Annotated in this window: 15 protein-coding genes, 1 rRNA gene and 1 pseudogene; 12 read left to right on the top strand and 5 right to left on the bottom strand. The window is 67.9% G+C overall.

The features are described from left to right. Positions 1 to 198 (bottom strand): annotated as a pseudogene (locus tag ACWELJ_RS28980) (phosphatidylserine decarboxylase family protein); the annotation flags it as partial. Positions 199 to 485: 287 nt separating this feature from the next. On the opposite strand from ACWELJ_RS28980, the gene ACWELJ_RS28975 reads away from it, so the two are divergent. Further along, the gene (locus ACWELJ_RS28975; RefSeq protein ID WP_452369295.1) at positions 486 to 1,514 is read left to right on the top strand and encodes a beta-ketoacyl-ACP synthase III; all 1,029 of its coding nucleotides are present in this window, start codon (positions 486 to 488) and stop codon (positions 1,512 to 1,514) included. 3 nt (positions 1,515 to 1,517) lie between these two features. On the opposite strand, the gene ACWELJ_RS28970 is transcribed toward ACWELJ_RS28975, so the two are convergent. Both ACWELJ_RS28970 and ACWELJ_RS28965 read right to left on the bottom strand, forming a co-directional pair. Further along, the gene (locus tag ACWELJ_RS28970; RefSeq protein WP_452369294.1) at positions 1,518 to 2,216 is read right to left on the bottom strand and encodes an SIMPL domain-containing protein; all 699 of its coding nucleotides are present in this window, start codon (positions 2,214 to 2,216) and stop codon (positions 1,518 to 1,520) included. A 15-nt stretch (positions 2,217 to 2,231) separates the two neighbouring features. Then, positions 2,232 to 2,690 (bottom strand): SRPBCC family protein, encoded by a 459-nt coding sequence (locus ACWELJ_RS28965; protein ID WP_452369293.1) that lies wholly within the window; start codon positions 2,688 to 2,690, stop codon positions 2,232 to 2,234. Between the two features lie 263 nt (positions 2,691 to 2,953). Between ACWELJ_RS28965 and ACWELJ_RS28960 the strand changes: the two genes are divergently transcribed. The 10 genes from ACWELJ_RS28960 (at position 2,954) to groL (ending at position 12,469) form a co-directional block, all read left to right on the top strand. Beyond that, positions 2,954 to 3,154 (top strand): hypothetical protein, encoded by a 201-nt coding sequence (locus tag ACWELJ_RS28960; protein ID WP_452369292.1) that lies wholly within the window; start codon positions 2,954 to 2,956, stop codon positions 3,152 to 3,154. An 18-nt stretch (positions 3,155 to 3,172) separates the two neighbouring features. Then, positions 3,173 to 4,846 (top strand): FAD-dependent oxidoreductase, encoded by a 1,674-nt coding sequence (locus tag ACWELJ_RS28955; protein ID WP_452369291.1) that lies wholly within the window; start codon positions 3,173 to 3,175, stop codon positions 4,844 to 4,846. Positions 4,847 to 4,858: 12 nt separating this feature from the next. After that, positions 4,859 to 6,346: an ATP-binding protein gene (locus ACWELJ_RS28950; RefSeq protein ID WP_452369290.1), complete on the top strand. Its 1,488-nt coding sequence runs from the start codon at positions 4,859 to 4,861 to the stop codon at positions 6,344 to 6,346. Next, the gene (locus ACWELJ_RS28945; protein WP_452369289.1) at positions 6,346 to 6,699 is read left to right on the top strand and encodes a UBP-type zinc finger domain-containing protein; all 354 of its coding nucleotides are present in this window, start codon (positions 6,346 to 6,348) and stop codon (positions 6,697 to 6,699) included. Before ACWELJ_RS28950 ends, ACWELJ_RS28945 begins: the two co-directional genes overlap by 1 nt. 130 nt (positions 6,700 to 6,829) lie before the next feature. Further along, on the top strand, positions 6,830 to 7,270 hold the full coding sequence (locus tag ACWELJ_RS28940) for a hypothetical protein (protein ID WP_452369288.1): 441 nt from the start codon (positions 6,830 to 6,832) through the stop codon (positions 7,268 to 7,270). A 33-nt stretch (positions 7,271 to 7,303) separates the two neighbouring features. After that, the gene (locus ACWELJ_RS28935; protein ID WP_452369287.1) at positions 7,304 to 8,182 is read left to right on the top strand and encodes an RNA polymerase sigma-70 factor; all 879 of its coding nucleotides are present in this window, start codon (positions 7,304 to 7,306) and stop codon (positions 8,180 to 8,182) included. A gap of 107 nt (positions 8,183 to 8,289) precedes the next feature. After that, positions 8,290 to 9,372 (top strand): NAD(P)/FAD-dependent oxidoreductase, encoded by a 1,083-nt coding sequence (locus tag ACWELJ_RS28930; RefSeq protein ID WP_452369286.1) that lies wholly within the window; start codon positions 8,290 to 8,292, stop codon positions 9,370 to 9,372. A gap of 66 nt (positions 9,373 to 9,438) precedes the next feature. Continuing rightward, a complete protein-coding gene (locus ACWELJ_RS28925) occupies positions 9,439 to 10,194 on the top strand; it encodes a Clp protease N-terminal domain-containing protein (RefSeq protein ID WP_452369285.1) in 756 nt (251 codons plus the stop codon). Between the two features lie 107 nt (positions 10,195 to 10,301). Further along, positions 10,302 to 10,604 (top strand): hypothetical protein, encoded by a 303-nt coding sequence (locus ACWELJ_RS28920; RefSeq protein WP_452369284.1) that lies wholly within the window; start codon positions 10,302 to 10,304, stop codon positions 10,602 to 10,604. A gap of 242 nt (positions 10,605 to 10,846) precedes the next feature. Continuing rightward, positions 10,847 to 12,469 (top strand): chaperonin GroEL, encoded by a 1,623-nt coding sequence (gene groL / locus ACWELJ_RS28915; protein ID WP_452369283.1) that lies wholly within the window; start codon positions 10,847 to 10,849, stop codon positions 12,467 to 12,469. Positions 12,470 to 12,818: 349 nt separating this feature from the next. Here the strand turns inward: groL and ACWELJ_RS28910 are convergent, their stop codons facing one another. Further along, positions 12,819 to 13,691, bottom strand: coding sequence for an SDR family NAD(P)-dependent oxidoreductase (locus tag ACWELJ_RS28910; protein ID WP_452369282.1), 873 nt, complete (start codon positions 13,689 to 13,691; stop codon positions 12,819 to 12,821). 58 nt (positions 13,692 to 13,749) lie between these two features. Then, the gene (locus ACWELJ_RS28905) at positions 13,750 to 14,031 is read right to left on the bottom strand and encodes a hypothetical protein (protein ID WP_452369281.1); all 282 of its coding nucleotides are present in this window, start codon (positions 14,029 to 14,031) and stop codon (positions 13,750 to 13,752) included. A gap of 443 nt (positions 14,032 to 14,474) precedes the next feature. On the opposite strand from ACWELJ_RS28905, the gene ACWELJ_RS28900 reads away from it, so the two are divergent. Beyond that, positions 14,475 to 14,764 (top strand): 16S ribosomal RNA (locus ACWELJ_RS28900); the annotation flags it as partial.

Here is a 14,764-nt window from a genome sequence, read left to right as displayed (position 1 = left end):
GGCGCAGGCCGCCGCGGCGGCGAGCCCGGTGCGCCGCACCCACTTTCGCCGGAAGCCCAGCGCGGCCACGGCCAGCGGCGCCGCCACGAACGGCAGGCCGGCGGGGTGCAGCGGCGGAATGGAGGATCGGACCAGGTCGGCCACGTGACCGAGTCCGGTCGTTTCCGGGGTGCCGGGCGGGGTGGGGCGACGGGCCACGAGCTCCTCTTTCATGCGCGGATGATTGCGGTCATAGACCGCGTCACACACTACGGGAAGCGCGTCCGACGCTCGCGTTCTCGGTTGCCCAAGACCCTTTCCGGTGCCCACCGGGCGGTATGTGAAGCACTGGTCAACGTATGCACAATTGTGAGCGGAAGCACATACATGAGAAGCTGTCCGGATTAAGCTGAGGGAGCCTCATGTATGCGGCATTCCGGCCGTGGGGTGGGGACTCGATGAAGGTCACGTTCGACGCGCAGTACGCAGTACATAAGGGAGAACCAATGTCTGCTCGAATTGCCTCGATCAGCGGGGCAGAGCACACGGCAATGCTCGGGCTCGGCGTGTACCGGCCGGAGCGCATCGTCACCAATGACGAGGTGGCGGGGCCGATAGATTCCAGCGACGAATGGATCCGGACCCGGTCCGGCATCCGTACCCGGCGCTTCGCCTCCCCCGAGGAGACGATCATCAGCATGAGCGCCGCGGCCGCCCGCGACGCCATCGACGCCGCGGAGGTCGATCCCGCCACGATCGACTGTGTCATCGTCGCCACGTCTACCTGGCTGTTGCTGACGCCTGCCGCGGCTCCGCAGATCGCGACCGAACTCGGCTTGCGGAATGTGGCCGCCTTCGACGTCTCGGCCGGCTGTGCGGGCTTCTGCCACGCGGTCGCGCTGGCCTCGGATCTGGTCAAGGGCGGTACCGCCCGCAATGCGTTGGTCATCGGCGTGGAGAAGCTCACCACCACGGTGAACCCGAAGGATCGCGGCACCGCGTTCCTGTTCGCCGACGGTGCGGGCGCGGTGGTGATCGGCCCCTCCGATGAAGCCGGGATCGGGCCCACCGTGTGGGGCTCGGACGGCACCCAGCACCACGCCATCCGCCAGGACAAGGATTGGATGGAGTTCTTCACCGAGATCGAGGAACGCGGTCTCGACGCCGTCCGGCCCTATCTCGCCATGGAAGGTACGGCCGTGTTCCGCTGGGCCGCACACTCTTTGGAGAAGGTCTGCCGCGACGCCATCGAAGCGGCCGGGCTGACCCCCGCGGACCTGGACGCCATGGTTCCGCACCAGGCCAACGGCCGGATCATCGAAATCATGGCCCGGGTGCTGAAGCTTCCCGAGGACTGCGCCCTGGCCAACGACATCGAGGAGGCCGGCAACACCTCCGCGGCCTCGATTCCGCTGGCCATGGAGGCCATGATGCGCAAGGGCGACGCCAAACCCGGCGGCACCGCCCTGATCATCGCCTTCGGCGCGGGCCTGTCCTACGCGGCCCAGGTGGTCCACCTCCCGAACTGGAAGTAGCGGTCAGTCCAGATCCCAGGCGGCGGTCACGGTGAACGTGACCGTCTGCTGGCCGGGTTCGAGGTTGATGCTGGGCGCGGCCCCGGAGGGCAGGGCGTCCTTGTACATCGGGGTGGGCGTGGTCCCGCTGCCGTTCTCGCTGATGGTCTTGACCTTCTTCAGCTTCAGCCCGGACAGGTCCGCGTACTGCTGGGCGCGGCTCTTGGCGTCCTCGAAGGCGCGGGCGCGGGCGTCGGCCAGCAGCTTGGTGTTGTCCTCGAGCCCGAAGGCGACCGAGCTGATGCGGGTGTCGTTGCCGCCCGCCTGCACCGCGGCCGACAGGATGCCCGAGGCCTTGGGCAGGTCCCGCACGGCCACGTGCATGGTGTTGGTGGCGCGATAGCCGGTGATGGTGCGTCCCTCCGGCCCGTAAGCGGGCTGGACGGACAGATCGCTGGTCTTGATGTCCTCGCGCTTGGCGCCCGCGGTGACCATGGCGTCGGTGATGGCCTTCGCCTTGGCGTTGGCCTGATCGACGGCCGCGGACACGTCGGTCGCGCTGACCTCGGTGCCGAGGTCGGCATTGAGCACGTCCGGGGTGCCCTGGACCTTGCCGGTGCCGGTGACCGTCACCGTGCGGTCGCCCGAATCGGAGCTACCGCATCCGGTCGCCAGGATCGCGACACCGGCGGCCGCGGCGCAGATCGCTGTGAGTCGTCGCATAGGCCGAACCTACGCTCAGCGCTCCAGAAGTTCCTTGATCCGGCCGAGGGTTTCGTGCATGCCGTCGACGAGCGCGCCCTCGAACGCCGCCTCGCCGCCGAAGACCTTGTCGACGGTGAGCTGCAGCCAGCCGGGCAACTTGCCCTTGGGCACGTCGCGGCGCTGGATCAGCTTGGTGCCGCCGTCGGCGGTGGGCTCGAGGGTGTAGCTCCAGACGGTGCCGTTCTCGTTCATCCGGAACGCCAGCGCGTGATTCGGCTCGAAGCGCACGATCCGCGAGGTGCTCGGATAGACGTAGCCCTCGGCCTTGTTCAGGTTCACCGTCCAGGTGCCGGTGCGGACCGTGCGGCCCAGCGGCTGCATGCGCAGGGTGTTGGGGCTGAACTCGCGGATTCGCTGCAGATCGGAGACCACGTCCCAGACCTTGTCCGGCGCGGCCGCGATGTCGATGCTGGCTTCGAGGATGTTCGGCAACGCTGCCTCCGGGGACGTGACGGTCGGTTACGGGCATCCTAGTTCGCGTGGCCTGGGTCACCGGGCGGCCGTGGCGTGGATCACCCACTCCTACCAGCACGTATGAAATGTGATCAGGGGTCACTCCAGGACCGGAAGATCACTTGGGTCACATTTCCTGGGGTGTTGATGTCCGAAATGTAATGACTGGCGCACAATGTGGGATAAACGAAGTTACAGACACAGCCACCTGCTTCCGATTGGGAAACGTGAGGTGATCGGCCGTGAACCTGCGTTCGCTTCTGCATCTGGAGAGCAAGACCGTCCCGCTCCTCCCCGCCGACGAGTCCGGATCCGATGCGGATTCCGCCGAATCCAAACCACCGGGCACGTCCGGCCGCAAGGCGAATCGGGCGCTCGAGGAACGCCTCGAGCGATTACTCACTCCGACCGAGATGGATCTCATTCAGCATCACCGGATTTGAGTCCGCGATACTGGTCAGGTGACTTCACCCACTGCCGTCAAGCCGGCCATTCTCAGTGTCGACGACGACCCCGGCGTCTCGCGGGCCGTCGTGCGGGATCTGCGTCGCCGGTACGGGGCGGATTACCGGATTCTGCGGGCGGAGTCCGGCGCGGACGCCCTCGATGCCCTGCGTGAGATGAAACTGCGCGGCCAGCCGGTCGCAGTGCTGATCGCTGACTACCGGATGCCCGGGATGAACGGTGTCGAATTCCTCGAACAGGCCATGGACCTGCACCCCTACGCCCGCAGGGTGCTGCTCACCGCCTACGCGGACACCAACGCCGCCATCGAGGCCATCAATGTGGTGGACCTCGATCACTACCTGCTCAAGCCGTGGGACCCGCCGGAGGAGAAGCTCTACCCGGTCATCGACGCCCTGCTGGAGGCCTGGCGTGGTGACGAGCACAAGCCGGTGACCGAGACCAAGGTGGTCGGCCACCGCTGGTCGGCGCGCTGCTCGGAGGTGCGGGAGTTCCTGGCGCGCAACCAGTTGCCGTATCGCTGGTACCAGGTCGACGAGCCGGAGGGCGCGCGTCTGCTGACCGCGGCGCACGCCACCGAGGACCAGTGCCCGGTCATCATCAACCCCAGCGGCGACGTGCTGATCATGCCGACCGACGCGCAGCTGGCCGAGGGCGTCGGCCTGAACACCGATGCCTCCAGCGACTTCTACGACCTGATCGTGGTCGGCGGCGGACCGGCCGGGCTCGGTGCGGCCGTCTACGGCGCCTCCGAGGGCCTGCGCACGGTGCTCGTGGAACGCACCGCCACCGGCGGCCAGGCCGGGCAGAGCTCCCGCATCGAGAACTATCTGGGCTTCCCCGACGGCCTGTCCGGCGCTCAGCTCGCCGACCGGGCCCGCCGCCAGGCCGTGAAGTTCGGGGCCGAACTGATCACCGCCCGCGAGGTGGTGGGCCTGGAGGCCTGCGGTTCGGCGCGCGTGGTGCGGTTCGCCGACGGCGGCAGCGTCGCCGCGCATTCGGTGCTCATCGCCACCGGCGTCAACTATCGCCACCATCCGGCCCCCGGCGTCGACGAATACACCGGCCGCGGCGTCTATTACGGCTCCGCCATGACCGAGGCCAGCGATTGCGCCGACAAGGACGTCTACATCGTGGGCGGCGCGAACTCGGCGGGCCAGGCCGCGGTGTTCCTGTCCCGCCGTGCCCGCGCCGTGCACATCCTGGTGCGCGGTGAATCCCTCGAAGCGTCTATGTCGCACTACCTGATTCAGCAGATCGCGCAGATCTCGAACATCAAGGTGCGCACTCGCACCGAGGTGGTGTCCGCCGACGGCGACGACCACCTGGAGTGGATCGTGCTGCGCGACAACGCCACCGGGACGGAAGAGAAGGTGGACGCCGAACGGTTGTTCCTGTTCATCGGCGCCGCACCGGAAACCGACTGGCTCGACGGCATCGTCAAACGCGACGACGCCGGCTACGTGCTGGCCGGACCCGACCTCATGGTGGACGGCGAACGGCCCGCGGGCTGGGAACTGCCGCGTCCCCCACAGCATCTGGAGACCAGCGTGCCCGGCGTGTTCGTCGCCGGCGACGTGCGCTCGGAATCGGCCAAGCGGGTGGCCTCCGCGGTCGGCGAGGGCGCGATGGCCGTCATGCTGGTCCACCGCTGGCTCGCGAAACAGTAGGAGTAGGCGCACATGGGCAACACCCGATTGATCTGCGACCCGAACGAACTGCGGCACCTGTTCCTGTTCGAGAAGCTCGACGACGAGCAGCTGGCCTGGCTGTGCCGTGACGGCCGCGTCGAAATCTTCGAGCCCGGACTGGTTTTCCGCGAGGGCGACCCGGCCACCTGCTTCTACGTCCTGATGGACGGCGAGGTCCGGATGACCAAGAACTCCGGCGGCGAGGAGATCGAACTCGTCCGCACCGAGCATGTCGGCTCGTACTCGGGCGCGTGGACCGCCTACATGGGCGACAAGGTCGAGCAGACCTACACCGCGTCCTTCTACGTGACCCGGCCCTCGAAGTTCTTCGTCCTCGACGCGGGCACCTTCGCGAAGATGATGCAGGACTGGTTCCCGATGGCGTTGCACCTGCTGGAGGGCGTCTTCTTCGGCAACCGCAACGCCAATGAGCGCATCGGCCAGCGGGAACGGCTGCTGGCGCTGGGCTCGCTGTCGGCGGGCCTGACCCACGAGCTGAACAATCCGGCCGCCGCCGCCGTGCGCGCCACCTCCTCGCTGCGCGAACGGGTGGCGGGGATGCGGCACAAGCTGAAGATGATGGCGCACGGCAAGTTCAACTCCGAGACGCTCGAGGCGCTGGCCCAGTTGCAGGAGGAGGCGGCCGCGCAGGTCGCCAAGGCCCCGGTGCTGACGCCGCTGGAGGCCGCCGACCGCGAGGACGAGCTGGGTGACTGGCTCGAGGACCACGGGGTCGCCAATGGCTGGGACATCGCCCCCAACTTCGTGCAGGCCGGTTTCGACCTGGACTGGATGGAGAAGGTGCACGGCACCCTGTCCGGTTGCGGCGGAGACGTTTTCGAGGCGGCGATGCGCTGGCTCAACTACACCGTCGAGACCGAGTTGCTGATGAACGAGATCACCGACTCGACCAACCGGATCTCCACGCTGGTGAACGCGGCCAAGCAGTACTCGCAGATGGATCGCGCCCCGTTCCAGGTGGTGGATCTGCACGAACTGCTGGACAGCACGCTGGTGATGCTGGCCCGCAAGATCGGCGACGACATCACCGTGGTCAAGGAGTACGACCCGGCGCTGCCGCCGGTGCCGTGCTACGCGGCCGAACTCAACCAGGTGTGGACCAATCTGATCGACAACGCCGTGTCCGCGATGGACGGGCGCGGTACGCTGACCATCCGCACCTATCGTGAGAACGAGTGCGCGGCAGTGGAAATCGGCGATACCGGGCCGGGCGTGCCGGATGAGATCCGCACCCGCATCTTCGAACCGTTCTTCACCACCAAACCGGTCGGCGAGGGCACGGGGCTGGGCCTGGACATCTCGTTCCGGATCGTGGTGAACAAGCATCACGGCGATATCCGGGTCGAATCCGAGCCCGGGAACACGCGTTTCATCGTGCGGCTGCCGCTGGAGGCGGCGAACCAGGGCACGGCCGAGCCCGGGGCCTTGGCGGAACCGGCGACGACAGGAGGCAACTGATGACCGAGCAGATCAAGGGCATCGATCCGAGCGTTCCGCCCAGCGGGGCGGGCTGTGCGGAATGCGACGCCGCGGGCGGCTGGTGGTTCCATCTGCGGCGTTGCGCGGAGTGCGGCCATGTCGGGTGTTGCGACAACTCGCCGAGTCAGCACGGCACCAAGCACTTCCGGGAGACCGGGCATCCGTTCATTCAGAGCTACGAGCCCGGCGAGGACTGGTTCTACAACTTCGAGACCGAGGACATGTACAGCGGCGGTCCCGAATTGGCCGCTCCGACCTCGCATCCGGCCGATCAGGGAGTGCCGGGGCCGCGTGACCGGGTGCCCGCGGACTGGCAGCAGCGCCTGAACTGACCCGCTGTCCGGCCGGTAAAAACCGGCCGACCAGACTTTTCCTTTCCGGCTCCGGCGGGGCCGGGTACGCTGCTGCGAGCGCCGGGCCGGTCCGGCGGCTGGCACTTCGGGAAAGTTCGGAAAGCAGGGTATGAAGCGTCTGTCGATGGTCGCCCTCGCCTCTGGCGCGGTGGTGCTGGTTCTCACCGGATGCGGCTCCGGTACGTCCGGTGACGCGAACAGCCTGAAACAGGCCGGAACCACCACCGCGGCGGCCAGAACCACCAGCGCGGCCGCCACGACCAGCGCGGCCGCAACCGAAGCACCCGCCGACGCTCCCGGCGCGGTCACCACCGCGACGGTCGCCAAGAAGACCAGCGCCCCCAACGGCGCCCAGACCACCTGCGCCGACTTCCGCGACCTCACCGAGGACGCCGAGCAGCAGGTCATCCAGCAGGTACTGGCCGCGCATCCGGGCTCGTTCCTGGACGGCAGCCCCGCCGCCGCCCTCAGCACCGCCAAGCTCGCCTGTCTGGCCGGAACCTACGCCAACACCCCGGTGGCAGTCGCGATCCGGGTGGCGCCCAAGTAATCTCACGGGAGAATTTCCTGGAGGGCGGCACACATGGTGGAATTCGAACGGCACCGGCCGCGGCTCTTCGCGCTCGCGTACCGCATGCTCGGATCCGCCGCCGAGGCCGAGGACGCCGTCCAGGAGACCTACCTGCGCTGGCACGGCACCGACCGCACCGACATCCGCTCCGTCGAGGCCTGGCTGACCACCATCCTGGTGAATCTCTGCCGCACCTGGCTGGATTCGGCCCGCGCCCGCCGCGAGACCTACGTCGGGCCCTGGCTGCCCGAACCCGTCCCCACCGGCCACGGCGAACTCGGCCCGCTGGAGTCGGCGGAACAGCGGGAACTGGTGTCGATGGCCTTCCTGGCGCTGGCCGAACGGCTCAGCCCCACCGAACGCGCCGTCTTCGTACTGCGCGAGGCCTTCGGCTACGCGCACCGCGAGATCGCCGACATGCTCGGCCTCACCGAATCCAACGCGCAGCAGGTGTACCGCCGCGCCGCGCACCGGGTACACGAGGAGAAGCCGCGCTTCGAAACGGCCCCGGCGCACGCGCGCGAACTGGTCGAGAAGTTCCTCAGCGCAGCGCAATCCGGTGATCTGGCGGCGCTCGAATCCATGTTCACCGCCGATATCGTGGCGCTCGCCGACGGCGGCACGAAGGTCAATGCCGCCAAGCGGCCGATCGTCGGCGCGGAGAAGGTGGCCCGCTACCTGCTGGGCCTGTTCGGCAAGATCCCCAGCTTCGGCGCGGCCGTCAGCATCGTGATCGAAGAGGTCAACGCCGCGCCCGCCTTCGTGGTGCGCGCGGACGGGACCGTGCTCGGCACCATCTCGGTCGGCTTCGACGGCGAGTCGATCGCCTCGCTCCAGCTCGTGGTGAACCCGGACAAGCTGACCTATTTCACGTCGCACGATCACGTGTGACGCGGGACACATCCGGATTCTGTCAGGGATCGCGGGGCTGTCCGGTCTAGAGGGTGTCGGCTACCGAGCGGGGCCGACTGTGTACCTGAAGTGAAGGGAGCACTCTCATGACCGGGCAGCATCGAATCGTCATTCTGGGCGCGGGGTACGCGGGTCTGGCCGCGGCGCGGGAAGCGATCAAGGCCAAGGGCGCGCACGTCACCGTCATCGACCTGCACACCGAATTCGTGGACCGGGTGCGCCTGCACCAGGTCGCGGCCGGGCAGGACGTGGCCCGCTGGGAACTGCGGAAGACCTTGGCGGCCAAGGGGATCGAGTTCGTCAACGGTCGCGCCGAGCGCATCGACACCGAGGCCCGCCGCGTCGAACTGGCCACCGGCGACGCCGTCGCCTACGACTCGCTGATCTACGCCCTGGGCAGCCGCGCCGATCTCTCGATGGTGCCCGGCGCGGCCGAATTCGCGCACACCGTGGCCACGTCGGAGGACGTGCGCCGGATCCCCGCCCTCACTGGCCGGGTGGCCGTGGTCGGCGCCGGCGCGACCGGCCTCGAGACCGCCACCGAACTGGCCGAGACCAATCCCGAACTCGACGTGGTGCTGGTCAGCTCGGACGAGCCGGGCGGCTGGCTGATCCCCAAGGCCGTCGCGCACATTCGCACGGTGCTGGATCGTCTCGGCGTCGAGGTGCGCGTCGCCAAGGTGGCGGCGGTGACCGCCACCGGCCTCGAACTGGTGGACGGCGACCGCGTCGACGCCGACATCGTGCTCTGGACAACGGGTTTCAAGGTTCCGGCGGTGGCGGCCCGCTCGGGTCTGCCGGTGGACGGGCGTGACCGGGTACTGGTCGACGATCGGCTCCGGGTGCGGGGCCTCGCCGATGTGTACGCGGTCGGTGACGCGGCGGTGATGATCGGGCACAACGGCCGGGAGGCGCGCATGTCGTGCCAGGCCGCGCAGCCCGCGGGCAAATACCTGGGTGCGGCCGTCGCGGCGCGCCTGCGCGGTAAGCAGCCGGGGCCCTTCACTCCGCGCTTCGTGCTGACCTGCATGAGCCTGGGCCGCCGGGACGGTCTGGTCCAGGTCATGAAGGCCGACGACTCGAACGGCAGCATCGCCCTGACCGGCCGTCCGGCGGCCTGGGTCAAGGAGCAGATCGTGGGTGCGGTGGGCCGGGCGGCGAAGCTCTGACCCACCGGCCGACACATCGTCAACCAATGGTTGACCAAGACTACTTGGTCAACCTACAGTTGACGCATGACGAACTCGATCCGCCTCGACGACCTGATCGACGGCATCAAGAAGGCCCGCCCCGACGACGTGCTCGAGCAGCTCTCCGACGCCGTGGTGCTGGGCAACCACATCGGCGAGGTGGCCGACCACCTGATCGGCCACTTCGTCGACCAGGCCCGCCGTTCCGGCGCGTCCTGGACCGATATCGGCCAGAGCATGGGCGTCACCAAACAGGCCGCCCAGAAGCGTTTCGTCCCCAAGACGCCCGCCGACGCCGGGCAGGCGGCCGCCCTCGACCCCAATGCCGGATTCGCTCGCTTCACCCCGCGTGCCCGCCAGGTGGTGATGGCCGCCCAGGAGGAAGCCCGGGCCGTCGGCAATCTGGAAACCCGTCCCGAACACCTGATCCTCGGCCTGCTCTCGGAGCCGGAATCGCTCGCGGTCAAGGTGATCGAGGCCAAGGGCATCTCCGCCGACGCCGTCCGCCGGGTGGCCACCGCCGCCCTGCCCGCCGCCACCGGTGACCCGGTCCCGCCGCTCATCCCCTTCGACGCGCAGGCCCGCAAGGCCCTCGAGCTGACCTTCCGCGAGGCGCTGCGGCTCGGCCACAACTACGTCGGCACCGAGCACCTGCTGCTCGCCCTGCTCGACCTGGAACACGGTGCGGGCATCCTGTCCGGTCTGGGCCTGGACAAGGACGCGGTGCAGGCCGATGTCGCGGGCCTGCTGGCGTCGCTGTCCGCACCCGCCACGCCCGCGGGCACCCCGGACACGCAGTAGTCCGCGTGTCGTTCCGCCCCGCTGCCGACCTGGTGATGTAGGCCTCGGGACCGGCGTCCTTACGCCGGATCCCGTGGGGAGCATGTTGCGGCAGATACGATTGTGGAATGGCGGACGACGAGAGTTCCGACCTAGTTGCGGGGGAGCAGCGCGCTGACCTGCTGCGCGCGCTCAGCTATGTGTCGACAGAGGACACGCCCGACGGTGGCTACATCGTCAACGGAGACCTCCCACCCGAGGTCGCGCCGCCGTTCATCCGGGCGATCATGCGTATCGAAGCCGAACTCCTGCTGCAGGACGCCGAACTCGTCACCGTCGAGCACGGCGAGCCCCGCACTCCCGAGGAGCGCCGCACGGACGCGCTGATCGCCCTGCTGCTGCGGGTCGACGACCGTTCGCACTTCTCGTAGTACCGGGCGGGCGACCGGACCGCACGAGGCCACGGGCGCGGTCTCGCGCGTGTTTCGGGGCGCGCCCCCGACCTTGCAGTCGCAGGGGGTGAGTGCTAGAAATGGGTTTGGCACTCCATACCTGTGAGTGCTAGGTCGGGGCGGTGAGGCCGGGCTGTTCAACAAGCTCCTCGGTCGTCCGTCGCGGGCACCATGCCTGGCCAGAACACTGTCAATCCCCAGATCTGGAGGATCTCAACGCAATGGCCAAGACAATTGCGTACGACGAAGAGGCTCGCCGCGGTCTCGAGCGTGGTCTGAACGCTCTCGCTGACGCCGTCAAGGTGACCCTGGGCCCGAAGGGCCGCAACGTCGTGCTGGAGAAGAAGTGGGGCGCCCCCACCATCACCAACGACGGTGTCTCCATCGCGAAGGAAATCGAGCTCGAGGACCCGTACGAGAAGATCGGCGCGGAGCTCGTCAAGGAAGTTGCCAAGAAGACCGACGACGTCGCGGGTGACGGCACCACCACCGCCACCGTGCTGGCCCAGGCGCTGGTCCGTGAGGGTCTGCGCAACGTGGCCGCCGGCGCCAACCCGCTCGGCCTGAAGCGCGGCATCGAGAAGGCCGTCGAGGCCGTCACCGCCAAGCTGCTCGACACCGCCAAGGAGGTCGAGACCAAGGAGCAGATCGCCGCCACCGCCGGTATCTCGGCCGGCGACTCGTCCATCGGTGAGCTGATCGCCGAGGCCATGGACAAGGTCGGCAAGGAAGGCGTCATCACCGTCGAGGAGAGCAACACCTTCGGTCTCCAGCTGGAGCTCACCGAGGGCATGCGCTTCGACAAGGGCTACATCTCCGGTTACTTCGTGACCGACCCGGAGCGTCAGGAAGCGGTCCTCGAGGACCCGTACATCCTGCTCGTCGGCTCGAAGATCTCGACCGTCAAGGACCTGCTGCCGCTGCTGGAGAAGGTCATCCAGGCCGGCAAGCCGCTGCTGATCATCGCCGAGGACGTCGAGGGCGAGGCCCTGTCGACCCTGGTCGTGAACAAGATCCGCGGCACCTTCAAGTCCATCGCCGTCAAGGCCCCGGGCTTCGGTGACCGTCGCAAGGCCATGCTGGCCGACATCGCCATCCTGACCGGTGGCGAGGTCATCAGCGAAGAGGTCGGCCTCTCCCTGGAGACCGCCGGTCTGGAGCTGCTGGGCCAGGCCCGCAAGGTCGTCATCACCAAGGACGAGACCACCATCGTCGAGGGCGCGGGCGACGCGGAGGCCATCAAGGGCCGCGTGGCGCAGATCCGCACCGAGATCGAGAACTCGGACTCGGACTACGACCGTGAGAAGCTGCAGGAGCGTCTGGCCAAGCTGGCCGGCGGTGTCGCGGTCATCAAGGCGGGCGCGGCCACCGAGGTCGAGCTCAAGGAGCGCAAGCACCGCATCGAGGACGCCGTCCGCAACGCGAAGGCCGCCGTCGAGGAGGGCATCGTCGCCGGTGGTGGCGTGGCTCTGCTGCAGTCGGCTCCGGCCCTGGACGCGCTGACCCTGTCGGGCGACGAGGCCACCGGTGCGAACATCGTTCGCGTCGCGCTGTCCGCGCCGCTGAAGCAGATCGCCTTCAACGCCGGCCTCGAGCCGGGCGTCGTCGCCGAGAAGGTCTCGAACCTCCCGGCCGGCCACGGCCTGAACGCCGACTCCGGCGAGTACGTCGACCTGCTGGCCGCCGGCGTTGCCGACCCGGTCAAGGTCACCCGCTCGGCCCTGCAGAACGCGGCCTCCATCGCGGCCCTGTTCCTGACCACCGAGGCCGTCGTCGCCGACAAGCCGGAGAAGGCCGCCCCCGCGGGCGACCCGACCGGCGGCATGGGCGGCATGGACTTCTAGTCCGCGCCCCCGGCAACGGTTTTTGAACAACCTGGGCCCGGTCACCTCACGGTGACCGGGCCCAGTGCTGTGTCCAGACACTTCAGCACCGACGACGGCACCGTGTTCGGCGTTCTGGTCGGAATATCCGACAGGAGTGCGGATTCGACCGCGCTGGAAGCCGCCCGGTCCGCCCTGGCGAACCGCTTCCGGACGCGTTGGCGCGGTCATCCGGAAGAGGCACTGGCCGAATGTGTGCGCCGGCTCGGTGCCCCTCCGGCGGTTGGTCGTCCGGATGCGTGCGGAGGCGACGATGCAGAGGTCGCGGGCGATGCCGCGTAGCGACAGGCCGGCGCTGTCGGCGGCCGGTTCACATGCCCTGGCGGAACCGGGCGTTGCGGATGGCGTCGGCGCGTTCGGGAAGAACGCTGTCGATGAGCCCGGCGACCCGGCCCATGACCGGGGCCAGGCGGCGGGGGCGGTCGATGATCGCGTCGCAGATGATCCGGCCGCCTTCGTCCGCGGTGAGCGCGTTGGCCGTGGCCTGCTGGTAGACGGGGTTGGCGGTGATCATGTCGGTGCGGACCAGGGGGAGGTAGACGGAGGTGAATCGGAGGTTCTCGGTCCGGGTCTCGGCTTGTAGGTTGGTGCTGAGCGAGTCGAGGGCGGCCTTGGACGCCACGTACGCGGCGTAGCCGGGGCCGCCGTAGAGGTTGGCGAGCGACAGGATGTTGATGATCTGCCCGTCGCGGCGGTCGCGCATGGCGGGCGCGAACGCGAGGATGAGCCGGACCGCGGCGAAGTAGTTGAGCCGCATGGTGCGCTCGTAGTCGTGGAAGCGGTCGTAGGACTGGTCGAGCCGGCGGCGGATGGACCGCCCGGCATTGTTGACCAGGATGTCCACCCGCCCGTGGTCGGCGAGCACCTTCGCGGTCATGGCGTCGAGCGCCTCGAAGTCGTTGAGGTCGCAGGGATAGGCGACGGCCCGCCCGCCCGCGGCCTCGATCTCGGTGACCGCGTCCGCGAGTTCGTCCGCGCGGCGCGCGACCAGCAGGACGGTGGCCCCGGCCGCGCCGAGCTGGATGGCGGCGACCCGTCCGATGCCGGAGGAGGCCCCGGTGATCAGCACGGTCCGTCCCGCGACGGCGTCGGCGAGGGTGCGGTCGCGCCGCAGCCGGGACAGGCTGACCTGGGTGTCGAGGCCGTGGCGGATCTTGTGCAGCAGTCCACTGATGTCAGGCATGCCCAGTGATGCTAAGTGCCGCACCGGGATTCGGTGGGGGTTCGGATTCGCGCCCCGGTCAGCGCCGGGGATGGCGTTCGGAGAGCACGGCGGCGGCGTCGATGGGGCGGATACCGAGGAGTGCGGCGGCGGCCGCGACGGTGGCGTGCGCGGCCGGATCGGTCGGATGCGCGGGGTCGAGGAGGAGTTCCACCAATTCCATGGCGGCGATCGCTTGTTCACGGGTGAGCAGGCGGCCGGGCAGCCAACTAACGCGCCAGTCGGTTTCGTTATTGCCCGGGAGTCTTTCCGCGAACTCGTCGGCGATGCCGCTCGTAATCGACCAACCGCACACGTACACCCGCGAATTATGCCTCTGACCAGCCGATTTGACTTCTGTTCGTAGCAACACGTAACTTATTCCAGGTCAGAGCGACACGGACACCGACCCGGAGCCCCAAGGGCCTGGGAAACGAGGTTGGACGAGGAGCGCCTGATGATCACACTAGTTCCACCTGACCAGCGGATTTGGTTTCGCTGCGACGGCTGGGCTAAGCTGTAAAAGTTGCCTCACGATCGAGCGGGACTAAGAGCCCGGGAGATCGTTTGTGCGTGTGTTCTTTGAGAACTCAATAGTGTGTCGATGAATGTCAGTGCCAAATATTTTATTTGGTTCCAATCATTCTCACCCCCGTGAGGGTGGTTGGACATTAAGTCGGTCATTTTCCGACCGACTATTTTGCTAGGTTTTCGGACTCTGGTTCGAGATACTTCTGATTCGCCTTCGGGCGCAATCTAGAGTCTTCAACGGAGAGTTTGATCCTGGCTCAGGACGAACGCTAGCGGCGTGCTTAACACATGCAAGTCGAGCGGTAAGGCCCTTCGGGGTACACGAGCGGCGAACGGGTGAGTAACACGTGGGTGATCTGCCTCGCACTCTGGGATAAGCCTGGGAAACTGGGTCTAATACCGGATATGAGCAGCCTCTGCATGGGGGTTGTTGGAAAGGTTTACTGGTGCGAGATGGGCCCGCGGCCTATCAGCTTGTTGGTGGGGTAACGGCCCACCAAGGCGACGACGGGTAGCCGACCTGA

The organism is Nocardia sp. NPDC004582 (genome assembly GCF_053602115.1).
Note: the sequence above shows the minus strand (reverse complement) of the source record. Positions and strands in the feature narration are given on the sequence as shown.